Origin of the sequence: Vibrio fortis (assembly GCF_000695685.1) — a bacterium.
Taxonomy (GTDB): Bacteria; Pseudomonadota; Gammaproteobacteria; order Enterobacterales; family Vibrionaceae; genus Vibrio; species Vibrio fortis_A.
The window spans coordinates 82,350-102,769 of record NZ_JFFR01000012.1 but is presented as its reverse complement, the minus strand read 5'-3'; the positions used below and the strand labels follow the sequence as shown (position 1 = coordinate 102,769).

At 46.3% G+C, this 20,420-nt stretch carries 18 protein-coding genes; 7 read left to right on the top strand and 11 right to left on the bottom strand.

The window, feature by feature from the left end:
* Position 1: 1 nt before the first annotated feature.
* Genes VFDL14_RS14790 through VFDL14_RS14810 form a run of 5 tightly spaced genes read right to left on the bottom strand, consistent with a single transcriptional unit; the run spans position 2 to position 5,242 of the window.
* Positions 2–1,921 carry a VWA domain-containing protein gene (locus VFDL14_RS14790; protein ID WP_032550498.1) on the bottom strand — a complete coding sequence of 640 codons (1,920 nt, stop codon included), beginning with the start codon at positions 1,919–1,921 and terminating at the stop codon, positions 2–4.
* Positions 1,914–2,891, bottom strand: a complete 978-nt coding sequence (locus tag VFDL14_RS14795; protein ID WP_032550497.1) for a vWA domain-containing protein — start codon at positions 2,889–2,891, stop codon at positions 1,914–1,916. Before VFDL14_RS14795 ends, VFDL14_RS14790 begins: the two co-directional genes overlap by 8 nt.
* The gene (locus VFDL14_RS14800; RefSeq protein ID WP_032550496.1) at positions 2,888–3,355 is read right to left on the bottom strand and encodes a DUF4381 domain-containing protein; all 468 of its coding nucleotides are present in this window, start codon (positions 3,353–3,355) and stop codon (positions 2,888–2,890) included. The genes VFDL14_RS14795 and VFDL14_RS14800 overlap by 4 nt, the downstream gene beginning before the upstream one ends.
* Positions 3,345–4,277 (bottom strand): DUF58 domain-containing protein, encoded by a 933-nt coding sequence (locus VFDL14_RS14805; RefSeq protein WP_032550495.1) that lies wholly within the window; start codon positions 4,275–4,277, stop codon positions 3,345–3,347. The genes VFDL14_RS14800 and VFDL14_RS14805 overlap by 11 nt, the downstream gene beginning before the upstream one ends.
* 8 nt (positions 4,278–4,285) lie before the next feature.
* Positions 4,286–5,242 (bottom strand): AAA family ATPase, encoded by a 957-nt coding sequence (locus VFDL14_RS14810; RefSeq protein ID WP_032550494.1) that lies wholly within the window; start codon positions 5,240–5,242, stop codon positions 4,286–4,288.
* A 381-nt stretch (positions 5,243–5,623) separates the two neighbouring features.
* Here VFDL14_RS14810 and VFDL14_RS14815 point away from each other — a divergent pair, with 381 nt between their 5' ends.
* Together VFDL14_RS14815 and VFDL14_RS14820 are read left to right on the top strand one after the other, a co-directional pair.
* Entirely contained in the window at positions 5,624–7,540 is a 1,917-nt protein-coding gene (locus VFDL14_RS14815) for a methyl-accepting chemotaxis protein (RefSeq protein ID WP_032550493.1), read from the top strand.
* A gap of 132 nt (positions 7,541–7,672) precedes the next feature.
* Positions 7,673–7,870 (top strand): hypothetical protein, encoded by a 198-nt coding sequence (locus tag VFDL14_RS14820; RefSeq protein ID WP_032550492.1) that lies wholly within the window; start codon positions 7,673–7,675, stop codon positions 7,868–7,870.
* A gap of 414 nt (positions 7,871–8,284) precedes the next feature.
* Here the strand turns inward: VFDL14_RS14820 and malK are convergent, their stop codons facing one another.
* Positions 8,285–9,397: a maltose/maltodextrin ABC transporter ATP-binding protein MalK gene (malK, locus tag VFDL14_RS14825; RefSeq protein WP_032550491.1), complete on the bottom strand. Its 1,113-nt coding sequence runs from the start codon at positions 9,395–9,397 to the stop codon at positions 8,285–8,287.
* 686 nt (positions 9,398–10,083) lie between these two features.
* Between malK and malE the strand changes: the two genes are divergently transcribed.
* The 3 genes from malE to malG all read left to right on the top strand — a co-directional run bounded on the left by malE (position 10,084) and on the right by malG (position 13,820).
* The gene (gene malE / locus VFDL14_RS14830; protein WP_032550490.1) at positions 10,084–11,268 is read left to right on the top strand and encodes a maltose/maltodextrin ABC transporter substrate-binding protein MalE; all 1,185 of its coding nucleotides are present in this window, start codon (positions 10,084–10,086) and stop codon (positions 11,266–11,268) included.
* 78 nt (positions 11,269–11,346) lie between these two features.
* Positions 11,347–12,918, top strand: a complete 1,572-nt coding sequence (malF, locus tag VFDL14_RS14835; RefSeq protein ID WP_032550489.1) for a maltose ABC transporter permease MalF — start codon at positions 11,347–11,349, stop codon at positions 12,916–12,918.
* An 11-nt stretch (positions 12,919–12,929) separates the two neighbouring features.
* A complete protein-coding gene (gene malG / locus VFDL14_RS14840; protein WP_032550488.1) occupies positions 12,930–13,820 on the top strand; it encodes a maltose ABC transporter permease MalG in 891 nt (296 codons plus the stop codon).
* Between the two features lie 519 nt (positions 13,821–14,339).
* On the opposite strand, the gene VFDL14_RS14845 is transcribed toward malG, so the two are convergent.
* The 3 genes from VFDL14_RS14845 to VFDL14_RS14855 form a co-directional block, all read right to left on the bottom strand.
* On the bottom strand, positions 14,340–14,585 hold the full coding sequence (locus VFDL14_RS14845; RefSeq protein WP_032550642.1) for a hypothetical protein: 246 nt from the start codon (positions 14,583–14,585) through the stop codon (positions 14,340–14,342).
* A gap of 168 nt (positions 14,586–14,753) precedes the next feature.
* Positions 14,754–15,248 (bottom strand): acyl-CoA thioesterase, encoded by a 495-nt coding sequence (locus VFDL14_RS14850; protein WP_032550487.1) that lies wholly within the window; start codon positions 15,246–15,248, stop codon positions 14,754–14,756.
* A 550-nt stretch (positions 15,249–15,798) separates the two neighbouring features.
* Positions 15,799–16,692 carry a DMT family transporter gene (locus VFDL14_RS14855; protein WP_032550485.1) on the bottom strand — a complete coding sequence of 298 codons (894 nt, stop codon included), beginning with the start codon at positions 16,690–16,692 and terminating at the stop codon, positions 15,799–15,801.
* A gap of 99 nt (positions 16,693–16,791) precedes the next feature.
* On the opposite strand from VFDL14_RS14855, the gene VFDL14_RS14860 reads away from it, so the two are divergent.
* Together VFDL14_RS14860 and VFDL14_RS14865 are read left to right on the top strand one after the other, a co-directional pair.
* A complete protein-coding gene (locus VFDL14_RS14860) occupies positions 16,792–17,580 on the top strand; it encodes an AraC family transcriptional regulator (RefSeq protein ID WP_032550484.1) in 789 nt (262 codons plus the stop codon).
* Positions 17,581–17,670: 90 nt separating this feature from the next.
* A complete protein-coding gene (locus VFDL14_RS14865) occupies positions 17,671–17,928 on the top strand; it encodes a hypothetical protein (RefSeq protein WP_032550483.1) in 258 nt (85 codons plus the stop codon).
* 19 nt (positions 17,929–17,947) lie between these two features.
* Here VFDL14_RS14865 and yidZ read toward each other — a convergent pair whose 3' ends face one another.
* Together yidZ and VFDL14_RS14875 are read right to left on the bottom strand one after the other, a co-directional pair.
* The gene (gene yidZ / locus VFDL14_RS14870) at positions 17,948–18,907 is read right to left on the bottom strand and encodes an HTH-type transcriptional regulator YidZ (protein ID WP_032550482.1); all 960 of its coding nucleotides are present in this window, start codon (positions 18,905–18,907) and stop codon (positions 17,948–17,950) included.
* The gene (locus VFDL14_RS14875; protein WP_032550481.1) at positions 18,882–20,066 is read right to left on the bottom strand and encodes an MFS transporter; all 1,185 of its coding nucleotides are present in this window, start codon (positions 20,064–20,066) and stop codon (positions 18,882–18,884) included. Before VFDL14_RS14875 ends, yidZ begins: the two co-directional genes overlap by 26 nt.
* Positions 20,067–20,420: the final 354 nt, after the last annotated feature.

The following is a 20,420-nucleotide window of genomic DNA, read 5'->3' as shown; positions in this document are numbered from 1 at the left end:
GTTACCACTTTTTCGATTGGTTTTTTGGAGCGCCTTGTTCTTGCGCTTGTAACATCATTTGAGCTCGAAGCAGGCGACTTGGGTCGCGTACACTCTCGACTCGCTCAAGTTTTTTACGGTCTGGGTCTTGCGATGCTTCTGAGGGCTGAGCATGTGCCATTTGCGGCGAACCTTCGGAATCAGACTCTTGTTGCTGGGCTGAAGTTGGCGTAGCCGAGGCAGTCGAGCCTTGTTTTTCATCCCCCTCGCCAGCTTGAGTTTGGCTAGCATTGCTACCGCTTGCCTGTGATAGCTCCTGTTCAGATGATGATGTTTGGCCGTCACCACTGTTGTCATTTTGCTGTTGGCTTTGGTTTGCCGATTGCCGAGACCGTTCTCCACTTGAATCAGAAGCCGATTGCTGGGGCTGGCCTTGGGAGCTTGACGAGCTATCCTGGCTCTGGTCATTTTCTCCTTGCTGACCTTGCTGACCTTGCTGACCTTGCTGACCTTGCTGACCTTGCTGACCTTGCTGGTTCGCTTGATCTTGAGGTTGGTTCCGATCACCATCTTGCTGTTGCTGTTGCTGTTGCTGTTGCTGTTGCTGTTGCTGTTGCTGTTGCTCCAGAATCTCTAGATTGCTTTTGGCAAAGGCGTGATCAGGATTGTTCTCAAGGATGCGTTTGTACTCGTCAATGGCGGGTTCGAACTTACCTTGCTGTGCAAGAGCATTGGCGTGGTTGTAGCGCGCACGCTCTGTATCTAAAGCAGACAGTGTGTTTTCTGCCTCTTGGTATTGTCCGGCTTGATATTGAGCGACCCCTTTCCATTCCGGATCAGTAAACAGTTTTGCTGCTTGCTCAAAGTCACCTTGTTCGTAGTATTGATGGGCTATTTGATCATCGGTGAACCAAGGGCTCGCGAATGCTGGGTTTGGTTGAGCAGCCAATAACGCAAAGCCTAGAAAGCTCCAAATCACGCCCGGTCGGAATAGCCCCAAAGCAGGGAATAGAATCAATGGCAGTAGCCAAAAGCCGTGATTTACGCGGCTAGTGACACCTTGTGTCGTCTTCTCAACTTCAGCGGTTAGGCTATGAGATTCAATAAACCGAGTGATTGTCTCTATGTCTGAGTTGTCAGCTTGCACCAAAGCAAACACACCTTGGTTAGACTGGCTGATTGAACGCATGTTGTCGATGTCGCTTTTGGCGATTACGGTTTGACCTGAATCTTGAGTGAGCATGGAGCCATTGCTCATCGTGATCGGTGAACCAGCTCGACTGCCAACGGCCAAAATTGACAAGCGCCAAGGTGTACCAGAAAGTAGGTCATTGATCGCTCCTTTCTCGTTGTCGTCGATGTCGTCAGCGATCAATACCAGATCGCCCTGAGAGACGTTGGCGCGTTGCAGCATCTCGATACTTCGCTCGACCGCCTTGGCTGCATCAGCACCTTGATAAGGCATAATATCTGGCGACAGGTTAGGGACAAGGTTTGCGATGGTCGCGCTGTCGGTAGTAAGAGGGCTGATAGTATAAGCATCACCTGCGTAAGCGACCATGCCTGTTACTCCTTCACGCCATTGAGAAAGCAGATCCAGCGCCTTGTAACGAGCTTGGGTTAATCGGTTAGGTTTCACGTCGGTGGCATACATCGACATTGACATATCCATGATCAAAACTCGTGCTTGCGTCTTTTCAAAGCTTGGGCGTTCGCTGGTACTGAAACTTGGGCCTGCTAACGCGATGATGGTGATGATCCACCAAACGGAGAAAAGTGATAGCTTGCTGCGTGAATTAGTTGTTTTCGCCGGGTCTAAGTACTGCGCGATGTGTGGCGCGAGTAACCCTTGCTTTTGGTTACGGCGCGATAGGATCAAAATCACAGGCAGCGCAAACAAAGCGAGCAACCAAGCTGGATAGATAAAGGTAAAGTTAGACATTGTTTCTCCTAATGACTAACAAAATCAGTGATAAAGCGACAGTAATAGTCAGCGGCCAGTGGAACCACTCCTGCTGTGGGCGCCATACCTTAGTTGCGCCTGATATTGGCTCTAAACTATTAATGGTGTCATAGATGGTCGCTAGATCTTGGCTATCGCGCGCTCGGAAGTACTGGCCTCCCGTTCGTTCTGCTATGTCCATCAGAGTTCGCTCATCTAAATCTTCGGCAGTATTCACCTTGCGAGACATGAAGAACTCTTTGACCACCATTTCGCCAGCGCCCACGCCAACGGTGTAAATAGTGGTGTCGAACTTCTTGGCAATATCCGCCGCTTCAAGCGGATCGAGAACGCCAGCGGTATTACTGCCATCACTGAGCAGGATCATCACGCGTTGAGGCGCATCACTGTCAACAAAGGTTTTAGTAGCAAGGCCAATTCCGTCACCAATTGCCGTTTGAGTGCCGATGAGCCTCAACACCGCTTGATTAAGCTGCTGGCTGAGTGTGTTTCTGTCGAGCGTGAGAGGCGTTTGTAGATACGCGTGATCGGCAAACAGTACAAGTCCGACGCGGTCTCCTTTGCGTTTATCGATGAAGTCACTGAGCACACGTTTTACCGCCGATAAACGGTCGATGTATTCGCCATTAAACGCCATATCCTCTTGGCTCATTGAGTAAGAGAGATCGACCACCAACATCAAATCACGGTGCTTAGGTTGAAACTCAACCGGCTCGCCGAACCAGACAGGTCTGGCACTGGCCGTGATCAACATCAGCCATATCAACGAGGTTAGAACTTTAGGTAGGCGAGTGCTAGGCGCTTTACCGTTGGTGTTGCTAGGTAAAAAAGGCAGTGTCAGTGTGTCTGTTGGCTTGGCGGCTGGTGCCAAGCGAAGTACAAGCAGTGGTAACGGCAACAGCAAAAACATCCACCACCACACAAATTCAATATTCAACAAACTACTCATAATTGAACTCTCTTTGGTGGCAATGCATGGCGAACCCAATAGATGCAGTCATCGACCAACATGCTGCGCGTTGAGGGATCGATTGGAGCCTGCTCGCTCTGATATAGAGTCCGCTGCCACACCTCGCTATGGTCAACAAAACGAGGTGACTTTATCTGCGCATCAAGAAATTGATACCACTGTTCTCCCTGCAAAGAGGCGATCGCTTCTCGAGGGAAGTAGCTTATTGCCGCTTGGCGAACTGTTGCGAGCGCCTGGGCGGGTGAAAGCTCACTATTCTCCGTCAGTTTGGTTAGAGCGATGTTTTGAACCTGGCGCTCCTGCTTGTATTTTTTGTAAAGCATTCGACCAATCACAGCGAGTGCGATGACGGCAATAGCGAGGCACCACCAACCCCAAGCGATTGGCCACCAATGTGGTGCTTCGGGAGTAATAACGGGGCTGAGGTCTAATTTAGGCGTCATACTTACCCCCAGAAATTTGCTTCATCAAAGGCTCTGCGCTGGTGATTGAACTATGGGGAATAGCAAGACGTAAGCAGAGGTCTTTGATCTGTTGTTGATGCTCTTCGAAGGCGGTCTTTAGCTTGTTCTTCTCCGTTTTAGAAGAGAAGTTAAACCATTGAGTTCGCTCACCGTCGCTGACATGTTTCATGCCTTTAAAACTGGTATTACCTTGCTCTAAAGGATCATAGAAGTGAACAAAACGGATCCTGTTGTGTTGACGCATCTGATTGAGTAGTGAGTAGTCACTATCTTTATAACGATTGAAGTCGCTTAAGAAAACAATATCGCTGCCTTTGGGGCTGAGTCGGTTCAATGACTTGAGTGCCATTGAAAAATCCGTCTGACAAGGAAGCCTAGTTGATTGTACCGACTGGTTATTAATCGCAATCAACTGCTGCAAGATACGTAATGGCGCGTGGTGGCTAGAGCTTGGTTTGATCTCAGTTAGCGTTTGGCCGTCATCGATGACTGCACCTATACGGTCTTTACCAGCAATCGTCAGCCAGCAGAGTTGGCTGGTTAGATGTGCAAGCTGAACCGACTTTAACAATAGAGTCGACCCAAACATCATGCTATTCGACATATCCAAGTAGAGGATGACAGGTTGCTCTCGCTCTTCAGAAAATATCTTAGTATGCGGCTTACCAGTACGGGCCGTGACACGCCAATCAATACTGCGAATGTCATCGCCAGCTTGGTATTGACGAACTTCTGAAAAGTTCATGCCTCTGCCTTTACTACGACTTTCATGTTGGCCGTTGAGCTGCGACCAAAGGCTTTTTGCGGGTGGCAGCCAACGAATCGCTTGAGCTTTATATTGTAAAAGCTCATCTAAGCTGAGTAACACACCGTTACTGTGCCGAGGGAGTTGCTGATTCATGCTAAAAACTACGCGCTGCCAACAAGAGAAATAAGATGAGTGATCACCTGATTTGGCGTGATACCTTCAGCTTGTGCGTGGTAGCTACGCAATAAACGGTGACGCAGCACTGGGAAGGCCATCGTTTGTACGTCTTCAGGAGTGACATAGTCACGGCCAGACAACCATGCATGAGCACGCGCACAGCGATCGAGCGCAATAGTGGCACGAGGGCTAACACCCATCTCTAACCATTGAGCGAGCTGTGGGCTGTATTTCTCTGGCTGACGAGTTGCCATAACCAGTCTTACAATATATTGCTCAATGCTCTCAGCCATGTGCACATTCAACACTTCTTGTCTCGCTTCAAATACAGCTCGTTGCGGCATTGGTTCTGGCTGCTCGAGTGCTTGGCCTTGAGCCTCACCTCGATTTAAGCGAAGTATTGCGAGTTCACTTTCCATATCTGGGTAAGCGACATCAAGGTGCAGTAGAAAACGGTCGAGCTGTGCTTCTGGTAACGGGTAGGTACCTTCTTGCTCAATCGGGTTTTGCGTCGCCATGACGAGAAAAAGCTCTGGCAGCGGATAAGTCTTGCGCCCGGCTGTCACTTGTTTCTCTGCCATTGCTTCGAGCATCGCAGCTTGTACCTTTGCGGGCGCTCGGTTGATCTCATCGGCAAGAATCAAAGAGTTAAAAATCGGTCCAGCCTGAAAAGTAAAGTCACCAGTTTCAGGGCGGAAGATATCCGTTCCGGTTAGATCGGCAGGCAATAAGTCCGGCGTAAATTGAATTCGGTGGAAGTCACCTTCTACGCAGTCTGCTAGTGATTTAACGGCGCGAGTCTTTGCCAGCCCCGGTGGACCTTCAACCAGAATATGACCATCGGCGAGCAGCGCAACCATCAGCTGTTTAACCAGCTCCTGTTGTCCAATGATTTGAGCCTCTAGATAAGTTTTCAGCGTGTTGAAGGCGTTTGAATGCATGACGTTGTCTCGGAGTATCTTGTGTTGAAGTTGAAATTTTCTGTGTAATCACAGTGTATTAGCTACTTGGTTAGAAAATCTAGCCAAAAGTTCCGCAGAATGTTGAGAACTAACAGAGAACTGATTTTGATTGATGGTTTTATCTTCAATTCAGTGATAAAAATCAAAATTATCAATATTTTTTTGAGCAGAAGAACGCATCGTTTTTTCGTCTTTTACTGACATTTACACGCATATTGGTAGCAATGTTTGTCGTTCCAAACGTTTGCTTAAAGGTCATCGAGATCTATGTTTTTAGTGTTGCCATACGCTAAAGGTTATGAATAATTGGCCGATAATAAGTGAGTTACAATTTTACTTGCCCAATTTAGGTGTAGAGAGATGTTCAATTTAAATTCAATGAGTATTAAGCAGAAAGTGGTTGCCGGAATCACTTTTGCGGTACTAGCGTCAACGGTCATCGTTGGTGCAATGGCCCAGCGCCAAGCTAGAGACGTACTAAGCCACCGTTTGATAGACATCGAGCTTCCAGGCTTACTCGAGCGCATCAATGGCGAAATCGACCGTGAAGTATCGCAACTGCTACTTGCAGCTGAACAAGTTGCGTCGAATGAGTTCATTGCTGATGCGATTGAATCAACCTATCGCGACCCTGAAGTTGAAGCCAAGCTAGTCAAGCAGCTCAACAACGTTCGCAATCAGTACCAGTTGAATGATGCATCGGTAGCAAACCGTGAGACGGCTTACTACTGGAACCAAAATGGCTTTCTACGCCAGCTTAACCAGCAGCAAGATGGCTGGTTCTTTGGTTTTACTCAATCTGGTCAACCGACCATGGTAAGCATGTTCCAAGAAGCAAACGGCGAAGTGAAGATGTTCGCGAACTATCAGCAACCTGCTGGCAAAGCGATGTCTGGTTTGTCTAAGTCTATGGATGACATGGTTAACTTGCTAAACGGCTTCAAGATTGAGAATACCGGTTTTGTATTTCTAACCGACAGCCAAGGTGATGTACAAATTCACCGTGACAGAGCGCGCAGCGACTCATCTCTGCAGCAACTATACGGAGCGCAAGCAAGTCAGCTGTTGAACAAGTCGGGCTTTAACCTGATCACGACAGAGTTCCAAGGCCAAGAACTGTTTGTTGCAAGTCTTTATGTTTCGTCAATGGATTGGTTCGTTATCGGTGTGGTTCCAACGTCTGAAGTGTTCGCAGAACTTGATGCAACCGCACAGAAGATGCTGATCATGACGGTGATTGTTGCTCTAGTGTTCATCTTTATGGGCTTCTTATTAGCAAACAGTATCACCAAGCCAATTAAACTTCTTTCTGAGCGCTTTACTGACTTAGGTAAAGGCGATGGCGATCTGTCGCAGCGTATCGAAGTAAAAGGTAACGACGAGATTGCACAGCTATCTGCAGGCTTTAATGGCTTCATCGAAAAGATTCACTTATCGATGAAAGAGGTATGCGAAACCAGCCAAGCACTTCAAGTTGCGGCGGAAAGCGTATCAAGCAAAGCTCACATTACGCATGACAACAGCCAAGAGCAGCGTGACCAAACCATTCAAGTGGTAGCGGCAATCAACCAGATGGGTATGACCATCAGCGAGATCGCGTCTAACGCGGCAACGGCGGCAGAAACAGCGACTCACGCCTCAGACAACACTGAAGTCGGTCGTGAAGTGGTGAACAAAGCGAAAGATGCAATCAGCCGACTGGCTCAAGACATTGAGAGCACAGGTCAGGTGATCGAGCAGCTAGCATCAACCACTCAAGACATCGGCTCTATTCTTGGTGTGATTCGTGATATCTCTGAGCAGACTAACCTATTGGCTCTTAACGCGGCGATTGAAGCGGCGCGTGCTGGTGAGCAAGGTCGTGGCTTTGCTGTCGTAGCGGATGAGGTTCGTAACCTAGCAAGCCGCACTGCAGATTCAACGGAAGAGATTCAGAAGATGATCAACCAGCTGCAGAGCGATGCGAAAGACGCGGTGACGGCAATGAGTGCTGGCAAGATCATTACGATGGAAGGTGTAACAGCTTCTGATGAGGCGGTTGAAGTGTTAGGTGGTATCTCTGATCGAATCCTAGATATCACAGACCGCAATACTCAGGTGGCGACAGCGACTGAAGAGCAATCAACAGTGGTTCACACCATCAACCAGAATATCGAAGAGATCAACGCGATTAACGAAGTCACGACGGGTACAGCCGAACAACTGGCTGATGCAAGCCAAGAGCTACGTTCGCTCTCTTCTCGTCTTGATAAGATGGTTGGCTCATTCAAGCTTTAAGCTTTTAGTTTTAAAATATTGATTTGCGTATCGGCCTTACCTTAGTTTTTGGGGTAAGGCCAAAGCACCTAGCATCATTGCCTAGAAATGAGTAAAATTGTCTTAGTATTAATGTTTAGGTAAGAAAAAATCATGAGCGATTTTGAAAAAGAACTTGAGCTTATGTCTCAAGAGATGGGCGACGAGCCAGAAGTGAAGCTACCGTCACTAGAAGAGCAAAAAGCCGTTGTTGCTGAGCTTAAGCGTCTAGAAGCGGAAGGTAAACTGACACCAGAAGTACTAGAAGAGCACTTCGGTAAGTTCAACCAAAAGAACACACCAATCCACTAATCTGGTCGGTGTCGGGGCAAACCCCTAAAGAATGACAAAGGTCTAGCGAATGCTGGGCCTTTTTTGTAGGCGTCGGTTGGACTTTGAGGTGGTTTGGAGAAGGGGAGTAGAGCAGCCTTATACCAATCACAGTAAGTAAATGATCAGAAATAGCGCAGAAAAAAGGCTTGAGAACAAGGCAGGATTTTTCGATAAGTAGTTATTCTACAATCAAAAATTCTAACGCAGTTATCGAGCATTTTAACAAGCTAGGGCGAGCAGTTATTTACTACGATTGGTATTATAGGTGACTTATGTTGGCCATCTAGCTGGTATCAATTCATCCTGCCTTTGAGACAAAAAAATCCCTCACGAGGAGGGATTTTGATAGGGCAATTTATTCTTAGAAACAGAGCTCGAATCTATCGTCGAGGCTTACTCTGTACCTTTCTCTACGTATAGACGACGACATGCTTTACCGTCGCTGTGGAATAGGTGACAACGGTGCGCCGGGATACCGATAGCAAGCTTGTCGCCTACTTCAACGTCTAATGTATCTGGTTGACGGAAGATAACGTCAGCATCTGCACTCTCTAGGTTTAGGTAAACCTGAGTTTCGTTACCTAGTTTCTCAACAATCATCACTTCGCCTTCGATGGTTGCGTCGCCGTTTTCTGCAGACAGCAAGTGCTCAGGACGAACACCCAGTGACATACGGTCGCCAACGTTAACTGTCGTGCCATCTACAGGAACCCAGAAAGTCATGCCGTTTGAAAGTTGAACCATTACACGCTCAGACTCTACTGCTTCAATGTGAACAGACATGAAGTTCATCTTAGGTGAACCGATGAAGCCTGCAACGAAGCGGTTTTGAGGGTAGTGGTATAGGTCAAGAGGCTTACCGACTTGAGATACGTAACCGCCATCAAGAACAACGATTTTGTCTGCCATCGTCATTGCTTCTACTTGGTCGTGCGTTACGTAAATCATGGTACAACCAAGCTGACGTTGTAGCTTAGTGATTTGAGAACGCATTTGAACACGTAGTGCCGCATCTAGATTAGACAGAGGCTCATCCAGCAGGAATACGTTTGGTTGAGAAACCAGAGTACGACCGATAGCAACACGCTGACGTTGACCGCCAGAAAGCGCTTTTGGTTGACGTTCTAGTAAATGACCTAGCTGTAGGATTTCAGCAGCATGTTCAACACGTTTGTCGATCTCAGCCTTGTCTGCTTTCGCTAGCTTAAGACCGAAAGACATGTTGTCGTATAGGTTTAGGTGAGGGTATAGAGCGTAAGATTGGAATACCATGCCCACGCCGCGCTTAGATGGCTCAACGTCGTTCATACGCTCGTCGCCAATGTACAAATCACCTGAAGTGATATCTTCTAGACCCGCGATACAGCGCAATAGTGTCGATTTACCACAACCTGATGGTCCAACGAATACTACAAACTCACCTTCGTTGATCTCTAAGTTTACGTCCTTAGAAATCTGTACATCACCATATGATTTATAAACGTTTTTTAACGTGACACTCGCCATCTAGCTCGTCCTCGATCGATCAAATTTTAAAATTTACTGCTTATCATTATAAGAGATTATTGGGTCAGCAGTAACTGTAGGAATTGGTAAGCATTGAGTGTGTAAGAAAAAACGGGTGTGCTTGGTGGTTTCAATAAATTGTCAGTCCAACCAAGCACACCCTCATAGCCAAGCAGATGTCTCTTTCCCCCACATCAAGCTAAACCTCCCCCGTGATTCCATCACTGGTTTAGCTTGATGCTTAATTTAAGACAAAAGCGGGCAATGCAAGCCAACAAGTATTGTTCGGTCTATATAAGAGCAACAAACAATTGCCGGTAAAGGGTTCTTACTATCCACTCTTGGATGACTGCAGTTTCGGTTAATCCAAGAAAGAGTACATCCTCCTAATGGAAAATTAACGAGGGGGAGTAGGAGGGGAGGAGTAGATAAAGAGGGTGAAACGCAATAGGCGATCCACTTCAAATAAATTCATCGGATAACGGTGATATTGATCACGGTGCTTACTATTTTTGTGATTTCGCTCTCTAATCCGACCCGATGGTGATCACGAATTTAAGCCATAATAGCTGGGGCGTAGTGGCTAGGATGATGAGCTTAAGACGGTTTTTTCAGATCATATCTATCGAAAACTGGCTCGTCTTAAATGAATGCGCCCTACGTATAAATATAAAAAGGATATTAACATGAAAAACGCTCTAAGCGCTGTAGCTCTAGGTACAATAGTTGCTCTGGGTTCTTTCGGTGCAAACGCTGCTATCGAAGAAGGCCAACTAACAATCTGGGTAGGTGGTGATAAAGCTTACGAAGGCATGGCAGAAGTAGGTAAACGCTTTGAAGAAGACACAGGCGTAAAAGTTACTGTAGCTTTCCCAGACAAACTAGAAGAGAAATTCTCTCAAGTTGCAGCTGCGGGTGACGGCCCAGACATGATTTTCTATGCACACGACCGTTTCGGTGGCTTCGCAGAAGCGGGTCTTCTTGTGGATATCAAACCTTCTAAAGAGACTAAAGAAGGTATCGTAGACTTCGCATGGGACGCAGTGTCTTACGAAGGTAAAACAATTGCATACCCTGTAGCGGTTGAGTCAGTTTCTCTAATCTACAACAAAGCACTTATCGAAACGCCACCTAAGTCTTGGGAAGAGATCCCAGCACTTAACGCTGAGCTACAAAAAGACGGTAAGAAAGCGATCATGTGGCCTCTACGTGGCGGCGCATACTTCACATGGCCTCTACTTGCTGCTGACGGCGGTTACGCATTCAAGCAAGGCGCTGAAGGTTACGACATTAAAGATGCTGGCGTAGCGACTGACGGTGTTCAGAAGTCTCTAGGCTTCATCGAGAAGATGGTTAAAGACAAAGTGATCTCTGCTGACATGGACTACTCTGTAGCAGAATCTGAGTTCGTTGCTGGTAACGTAGCAATGACAATCAACGGTCCTTGGGGCTGGGCAAACATCGAGAAATCTGGCGTAGATTACGGTGTTGCAACTCTACCTAAATTCAACGGCAAAGCATCTAAACCTTTCGTTGGTGTATGGGCTGGTGGTATCAGCACTGCTTCTCCAAACCGTGACCTAGCGGTTGAGTTCATGGAGAACTACCTACTGACTGACGAAGGTCTTAAGAGCCTAAACGACGACAAGCCACTAGGTGCTGTAGCGCTTAACTCTTTCCAACGTCAACTAGACAGCGACACTCGTATCGCAGCGACAATGGACAACGCGATGAACGGCGAAATCATGCCTAACATCCCTCAGTTCACAACGTTCTGGTACAGCATGGAAGAGGCAATTGGTAACGTGGTTGACGGTCGTCAAACTGTAGACCAAGCTCTTAAAGCTGCTGAAACACGCATGACTAAATAATATCGACGAAACACCCTTTTAAGGAGGGGGTAACCCCTCCTTACTTTTCTATTTTATATATCGCTAGCAGGTTCCTCTATGCAGTCAGTTCAAGGTACAGATGCTATTCAAGCACCAACAAGCCTTCCAGGAAGTAAAAGCGTCTTCATTAAGTGGGGATTGCTTGGTAGCGTTGGCTTAATCAATGGCTACGCTACAATCCTAATGTATTCTCGCGGTGAGCTCGCATTCGCGTTGCTTACAGTGATCCTAACGGCTTTAGCTCTTTACGTTTTCGGTAGCAAGAAAACTTACGCACACCGTTACATCTACCCTGGTATTGCCGGAATGATTCTTTTCATTCTCTTCCCTTTGGCTTATACCGTCGGTCTTGCGTTCACTAACTACAGTGCAAAAAACCAACTTTCGCTTGAGCGTACTCAAACTGTCCTCATGGACCGTACGTTCCAAAGCGGTGACAGCTTCCCATTCACTCTGTACAAGACAGACAACGGCCACCAAATCGTGGTTAAAGATGGTGAGCAACTTCTCGCGACTGAAGAATTCTCGTTAGACGGCTTGAACGTCACTGACATGGATCTGAAGGCGATCGACTCTGCTCAAGGCGAAAAAGAGAAGATCAAAACGATCATCCAAAATCGTACGGCAATCAGTGCGGTTGATTTCCACCTACCATCAGGTGAAGACATCCGCATGAGCGGCCTACGTAAGTTTGCTGCTGTGGTTCCGCTTTACACAATGCAAGACGATGGCGAAACGCTATACAACAACGAAACGGGTGAAACTCTAAAACCAAATATGGAAGTAGGTTTCTACCAACCAGTTGATGAGAACGGTGCATTCATTGGTAACACTATCTCTCCGGGCTTCGTTGTTGAAATTGGTACGGCTAACTTTGAGCGTGTTTGGAAAGATGAAGGCATCAAAGAACCTTTCATCAGCATCTTTATTTGGACGGTTGTATTCTCGATTTGTACCGTTGCCTTCACTCTGGCGATTGGTTTGATTCTTGCGAACATCGTACAGTGGGAAGAGCTGAAAGGTCGCGCTGTTTACCGTGTTCTACTGATTCTGCCTTACGCAGTACCAGCGTTTATCTCAATCCTTATCTTTAAAGGTTTGTTCAACCAAAGTTTTGGTGAAATCAACATGGTACTAGAGAGCATCTTCGGTCTTAAGCCGAACTGGTTCTCTGATCCAATCCTGGCGAAGACCATGGTGCTTATCGTAAACACATGGCTAGGTTTCCCTTACATGATGATCCTATGTATGGGACTATTGAAGGCGATTCCTGATGACCTATACGAAGCGTCTGCGATTGATGGTGCGAACTTCATCGATAACTTCAAGCGCATTACGTTCCCATTGATGATTAAGCCACTAACACCGCTACTGATTGCAGCATTCGCATTTAACTTCAACAACTTCGTAATGATCCAGCTGTTGACGAACGGTGGTCCAAACATGATTGGTACTTCTGAGCCTGCGGGTTACACAGACTTGCTTGTAAGCTACACGTACCGAATCGCGTTTGAAGGCGGCGGCGGTCAAGACTTCGGTCTAGCAAGTGCAATCGCAACGCTTATCTTCCTACTAGTAGGTGCCCTAGCGTTACTAAACCTTCGTTTCACTAAACTGTCTCAAGATTAAGGAGCACGACAATGGCTATGGTACAAGGTAAAAGCCTGAAATACCGAGTGTGGGCAACGCATATTGCGCTGTGGTGCTTCCTAGCACTGATTATCTTCCCACTATTGATGATCATCGCGATCTCGTTCCGTGAAGGTAACTTTGCAACAGGTAGCTTGATTCCAGAGAACCCATCACTGGAGCACTGGAAACTGGCACTGGGTATCCCAGTAACTAACGCAGATGGCTCGGTAACACCACCTCCATTCCCAGTACTAACTTGGCTATGGAACTCAGTAAAAGTTGCAGGTATCACATCAATCCTGATTGTGGCACTGTCTACAACATCAGCTTACGCATTTGCTCGTATGCGCTTTAAGGGCAAAGAGACGCTTCTAAAAGCGATGATGATTTTCCAGATGTTCCCAGCGGTACTAGCACTGGTTGCAATCTACGCGTTGTTCGACAAACTAGGTCAGTACATTCCGTTCCTAGGCTTGAACACACACGGTGGTCTTATCTTCTCTTACCTAGGGGGTATTGCACTGCACGTTTGGACAATCAAAGGTTACTTTGAAACGATTGATAACTCTCTAGAAGAAGCGGCAGCGCTAGATGGTGCTACTCCATGGCAAGCATTCCGATTGGTACTACTACCACTGTCTGTGCCAATTCTAGCGGTAGTATTTATCCTATCGTTCATCGGTGTTGTTGGTGAGGTTCCGGTTGCATCTATCCTGCTTTCAGACGTGAACTCTTACACACTAGCGGTTGGTATGCAGCAGTATCTATACCCACAAAACTACCTATGGGGTGACTTTGCGGCAGCAGCAGTACTATCGGCACTTCCTATCACTATCGTCTTCCTATTAGCGCAACGTTGGCTAGTTGGTGGTTTGACGGCAGGTGGTGTAAAAGGATAAGCTAGAGCTTATAAGAAAGACAAAGAGCGACCGCAAGGTCGCTCGATATTGGCATTTTTATTACATCATTTGGTTTGGCCGCCGATCAGTAATAAAAATAACCCTCAGGTTACGCATAGCTGGCTACTAATCAGGTTCCTTACGCTATTCAATGATTAGTGGTTTTTGTAACTCTAACCCAGGTACTTACTTGGGTTTTTTTATATCTGCAGAAAACCAATCCTTTCAAATGCGCCTGCACCTCTTTAAGAACTTCTCACCCTGTTTGAGATGACATGCCCATCATAGCTCTAGTCACTTATTGTCTCGTTAACAACTAATCGCAAAGCCAGTATAAATAGGCAAAAGGGAATTGATACTTTGGTCAAAGCCCACTGCGTGAGACTTCAATGAAAGTCATGCAACAATGATTAGTGTTGCATAAAAATTGTATGGCAAAGCTGTTTGAGGATGAGTTCTACAAGGGGGTTAGTCGCTTATCAATAATTTGCTATTTATAAGCGACTGAAATGTATTGGATTAGAGTTCTCTATTGGAAGGAGCGCAGCCAAGGTGTTGCAGCAATACGTAGATACTCTCTTGGTCTAATGCGACGCGTCTAAAGAGGTCTGCGAAGGTGTTATCGCCACCAAAACAGGTTTGGATATAGTGATTGATCTCTTCGTTGTTGTAGCCTTCTACGTACAGGGTTCTTACCCATTGATACTCAACCGCCTTAAGATTGTTTAGGGTTGATTCACTCAAAGTAGTGCGCGTAACGCTCAAGAGGTGCTCCAGAAATACAGTGATGTCCATGTTAGATGGCAGTATTTAAGCAGAGCTAAATGACGACTTTATTACAGTTATAATATTTTACAGACTCGTGACTTGATAAACGAGTAAGAAGAGAAAATGGAGTTACACACTCAATGGTTAAGTGTGTAACCCTAAGATTTATTTAAGATATTTGACGTGTGCTTCCATCTCTTCGCCAATCTCTTTGCGCATGTTCATCAGGCGAACAGCAGAGTCGCGTAGCTCAATATCTTCTTGGGTTTCTGGTACCCACTCTGGCACTTTGGTTGGTAAACCATTTTCATCAACCGCCACCATGATAACAATACAGTGGGTGGTTAGGCGGTTATTGAGCTCTTTCGGATCACTCGCTTGTACATCAATCGCGATATGCATGGAAGAAGAGCCTGTGTAGATCACTTTTGCGCTTACTTCGACCAAGTTACCTACGTGGATCGGTGCAACAAATCGAATGCCACCGGCATAGGCCGTAATACAGTATTTGCCACTCCAACCTGCAGAACAAGCGTATGCCGCTAAATCGATCCATTTCATCACGGCACCACCGTGAACTTTACCGCCAAAGTTTACATCTCCGGGCTCAGCTAAAAAGCGCAGGGTTACGTCGCGCTTTCCATTTTGACTACTGCTCATCTTTAGTCCTTTTTATTCTTATGTTGTACTGCAACAACTATGTTACTTACCAATAACATATACTTTAGTCGTAGGAATTAAAAGCAGAGTTTGCTGGTTGAGCAGGGAAATATCGACGCGAGAGCTGTTGGGAGAATTAACTTGTGCAGATATGAAAAAACACCGAGTATTGAGCTCGGTGCCTTCCATGATTGGGCTGATTATCTAGCCTCTATTTTTATAGCCAACTAACCGTTGTTTATTCGGTTAACTAAATCGTATCCTATACCAATTGTATGGGTGTTGCCATACAATTTTGAACATTTCACCACAAGATATGAGACCTTCGCGTAGATGTTTCTCTTCGGATTAGTGATTGGTAAACCTTTCAAGGAGTTACCTAAAAAGCAAGTTTGGTTATGGTGATAAAGAGGGATTGCTGCAGGTGATTTATTAGTGTTGAAGATTTGGGTAGCCGCCAAATGCTCAAGAGCGAGTCATTTTGGTGTTATCGCCAGAGCTTTTATCGGCTACATAGGTTTTCATGCCATACTTTCTAGATTAATCGGCACTAACCTTGCTGAGGAACAGCCGCTTTGATCACCTGCTTTCTCTTGATTTGCGCCATGATCACGCCAGAGATCACCATGATACCGCCCATGAAGTGGTAGTCGTGCACCGTTTCACCAAGCCACGTTGCTGCTAGAACGACAGCGACAACAGGTAGCAAGTTCATGAACATAGCGCTAGAGTCTGCTCCAATTGCATCGATGGCTTTCACCCACATCCAAGGAGCCAATACTGAAGCAGCAACCGCAGCGTAAGCGATAAGTGGCAGCGACTCTTGAGAAGGCATCAACTGTTCGCTCGACAACCATAGAGGCGTTAACATCGCGACCGCAAATAGACCTTGCATGTAGATTACTACCCAGTTGCTCACCGGCATCTTCCAACGTTTGAGCAGCACACAGTAAGAGGCGTAGACAACAGCGGCAATTAACATATAGCCATCGCCTTGGGTGAGCTTTTGGTGCAAGAAAAACAGTGGATCACCTTTACCCAGCATAAATGCCAAGCCCGATAGCGATAACACGCCACCGACAATGCTCAGCCCCGAAATCGACTTATGCAGCAGCGGAACACTCAAAAACACGCTAATCAAGGGTACCAGCGAGGTAATCAGCGCCATGTTTGATGCGCTGGTGGTAAGCCCTGCGTAGTAGCCAAGAGATTGATTCAGCACCATTCCCAACAAAGCCAGAAATGCTAACTTTGCCAGATTCGGCTTAATCGCAGGCCACTGTTTAATCGCACTGGGCAGGCAGAAAGGCGTAAGAATGAGCATGGCGACAAACCAACGGAAGAAACTCATTGCGCTTGGCTCGATAACGCTTGCCGCCATCTTATTCACAATGGCATTGGCACCCCAGATACAAACAGTAAAAAATGGCAGAAGATATGACATGTGAATTCCATCGCAGAATGAGTTGATGCGCATAGTTTGACAGGTCGTTACACTAACAGATATCTTTAAAAAGACATCGAACGCGATAGGAAGACAAGTTTGAAAAAACAATCAAGAAACCTTCATCCGTCCTTATCAATTGATAAGGCACCATCCAACGTATTTATGAATTTCGAAGCGTTTCTCTCTAATACTGAAACCCGAGTCCACAGCCATCCTTGGGGACAAGTACAACTGATCAGTGGTGGTATCTTAGAAATGGAAGCGGAAGGAACGCGTTTCTTAGCACCGCCACATCTAGCTATTTGGGTGCCAGCTGGCGTCATGCACTGTAGTTACAATCGTAAGCCTCTAGATTACTGCTCACTAAATATTGCGCCAGAGCTGACTCAACACCTGCCAGAAAAGACTAGCCTAATAAAGATCACGCCGATCGTATCGTCGATCATTGATGATTTTCGTGAAAGGAACATCAATGTCGCTGAAAGTGAACCCGACAAGCGTTTAGTGCAGGTACTACTTGATCAATTAGCTGAGCGACAGGTTGAACACCACTTCTTGCCGTCGACGGACAACAAGTATTTAGCCCCAATCCTTGCGGCGATTGAAGAGAACCCAACTGATGAGATTTCTCTTAAGGATTGGGCCGAGCGTGTTCATACCACAGAGCGTACATTGTCACGCCATTGCCAAAGTGAGTTAGGCATGAGCTTCACTGAGTGGCGTTTACGTGTTCGCTATCTTTATTCAATGGATCTACTACGTAACGGTCAATCAGTGAAAGAGGTCGCTCTCACCCTAGGCTATAACCAAGCCAGCCCTTTCATTTCTATGTTTAAGAAGTACTCAGGACAAACACCAGAGCAGTATAAGAATCGATTGTTGTAAGAAAACGGTTATATTTCGAAAAAATTGAAAATAATTTGCATCTTTTTCTCTGCCGCGACGTCTCAGAGCCGTGATTGGATTGTTAGCTTTATGGCGGAAAGCTTACCGCAAGTGAAAGTGTTCAAGCCGCAAGGGACTAATCAGATCTGGTTTGATTTTACGGGATTAGGCCTAGAGGCCGAACAACTTAAATCACTACTGGTGAACGACGCGAAACTGGCGCTGACTCCAGGTACTTGGTTTGGCGAGCCTGATAAGAACTTCTATCGCATGAACTTTGCTGCGCCATTGGAACAGCTGAAAGATTCGCTACAGTCACTGCGCGATGCTGTGAACCAAGCAAAGTAAATTGGCAAAGGCAGCTCAATTAGGCTTGGTTCGCCATTAAGCTTCTGAGTGTTTCTTTTAGCCAGACAAGCTTAGGGTTATAAGCATTGCGCTTGTGCCAAATCATAGTGAAGGGAATCGTCATTTTCTCTAGCTGTTCGTTGTCTAACGGTAGCGGCAGTGCCACAAGGTTTGGGTGAAGCTGCTTGATATAATCGTCACAATAACCGGGAGACGTCGTCAGCATTTGATGTCCCGGTTGCGCGGCCATATAAAGCGCCTGCTCAAAGCTAGATAGGGTTAAACCTGCATTGCGGGTTCTCCCTAACTCTTTCAGAACTTCATCCAGTGCCCAAGTCTCGTTCTTCTCCCATACGATGTTGATATGGGTATATTTGAGAAAGGTGTCTAGAGTCCACTCCTCTTTTAAAGCGGGATGATCGTCTCGCAGGAACACCTTAGGCTCGTCGTTGAACAACACCTCAAAATCAATAGAGTAGGGCATCAGATCCAGAGACTCTTTTGACCTTGGGTGAGTCTCACGCCCTGTAAACGCAATATCAGCCTCTCCACGAATTAACGCGTCTATCGAATCATAATCCCAGTTGCTGGTTTTAACGCTCGCATTGGGATAGCGCTGCTCAATTTTGAGTAGCAGGTCGTTCAAGAACGTCAGTAACAAGGGAGATTCAATATGAAGATCAAAGTGCACCTTATTGGTTGCGGCTTCGCTGCGTCTGTCCATCAGTTGATGGCTTTTTTGCAACCACTCTGACAGGTCTTGCTCCATGCTCTCGACTAGGGGCGTAGGCGCTAATCCTTTTGGAGTCTTCACAAACAGAGGGTCATCAAACCAATCCCTCAGCTTGTTCAAAGACTTGCTCACGGTCGACGGCGTAACGTTGAGTTTTTTCGCTGTCATAGACACGCTGCGTTCTTGCACCAACAATTGCAGCGTGAAAAGTAAGTTGAGATCAAGACGGTTGAGAGCTTTCTTCATAGTGACGATTCGTTGTTTGTACTCGTTCTAATAGTAATAGAGCGCAACTGGCGATACTACCTAAGACTAGGATAAAGATCAGAATATTCAATGCATTAATGCCTAGCACTCCCATTAGCCAGATATAGGCTGCCGAGAAAGAGACATGGCTAATACCAAGTAGTGAGCTAGCGACCCCTGCACGTTGGCTAAATGGCGCTAAAGCCTGACTCATAGTTACCCCAAAGCCCAAAGAGAAGCCAATACACAAGGCGACGAACGACGCGAGGTAATAAGGTGTAGCGAGCTGTAATTGAGAAGAGAGCAACAACCCAGTCGCTGCAGTCGCAAATAGAAGTTGTGCACTAACGATTAGGGTCTTCTGATTCACGTAATTCAGGATGAGCGGTGTACAGAAAGAGGTGAGCATGCCCGCCAATGCGGTGTATGCCATGACAGATGAGTAATCGCCACGATCCATCTCTAGTGTCCCTATGATCACCATTGGCGATACATTCACATAACTAAGAATGGTGGCAACGCCTAAGGTCGTAATAACCAATCTTCTTAAAAAGTAGCCATTGATAAAAGACTCTGAGCTCTGTTCTTGAGTGGCCTTGGACGGCTCTTTAATTAAGGTTTCGCGCAGCACAAAGGTGGCGAGAATACATACCACAACACCAATCGCTGCCATTACCGTGAATAGGGTTTGCCACGGTGAGTAGAGCATGATCATGTGCCCAACCACCGGCGCAATCACTGGGATAATACAAGTGATGCCATTGAGCATAGAGAGCACCTTAGCTCTGGCTTGATCATCCAGCACATCTCGGAGAATCGCAAAGGCGACCACGTAACAAGCTCCAGCGCCAACCCCTTGGAAGAACCGACCTGTCAAAAATACTGATATTTGTTCGGTACTGCCCGCAAACAGAGATGCGGCGATAAAGATTAAAGCACCAATAATGATGACAGGCTTGCGCCCAAGTTGGTCTGCGACTTTGCCTGCCAACAACATGGTGCTTGCCATACCCGCTAGGTAAATCGAAAACGCAGTATGCAGTTGTGACTCGGTCGCATTCAGATCCGCCGCGATTTGCGGCAAGCCGACTAAATACAGATCAATAGCAGTCGGGTAGAGCAGTACAAAGCTAAAACTACACAGTAAGAAACGGATCATAACAACCTCTAAACTCGAAAAGATGGCGTGAGTTTAAAGAGTGCTGCAGGCAATACGCGAGTGAACACCACGACAACAGGTATGTCGTGATTGGACATAGGTGACTTGGGGGAAAGTCACTAGGGGGATGATGATTTATATGAATCAATAGCTTTGGCGCTTTATGAAGGTGATTTTTTGATGCTGAATTATTTATGGGTTTTATAAATTTTGATCAATGCATCATTATGTATAACATTAAGTCCTTGTTTATAAATAAAAACCACCTGTAAAATTCTAGCGACAAAAAACTAGACAGGAAATCTATAGCATTGAATGCATAGAGTTTTTTCTGAGAACTGTTGTATTTTTTAT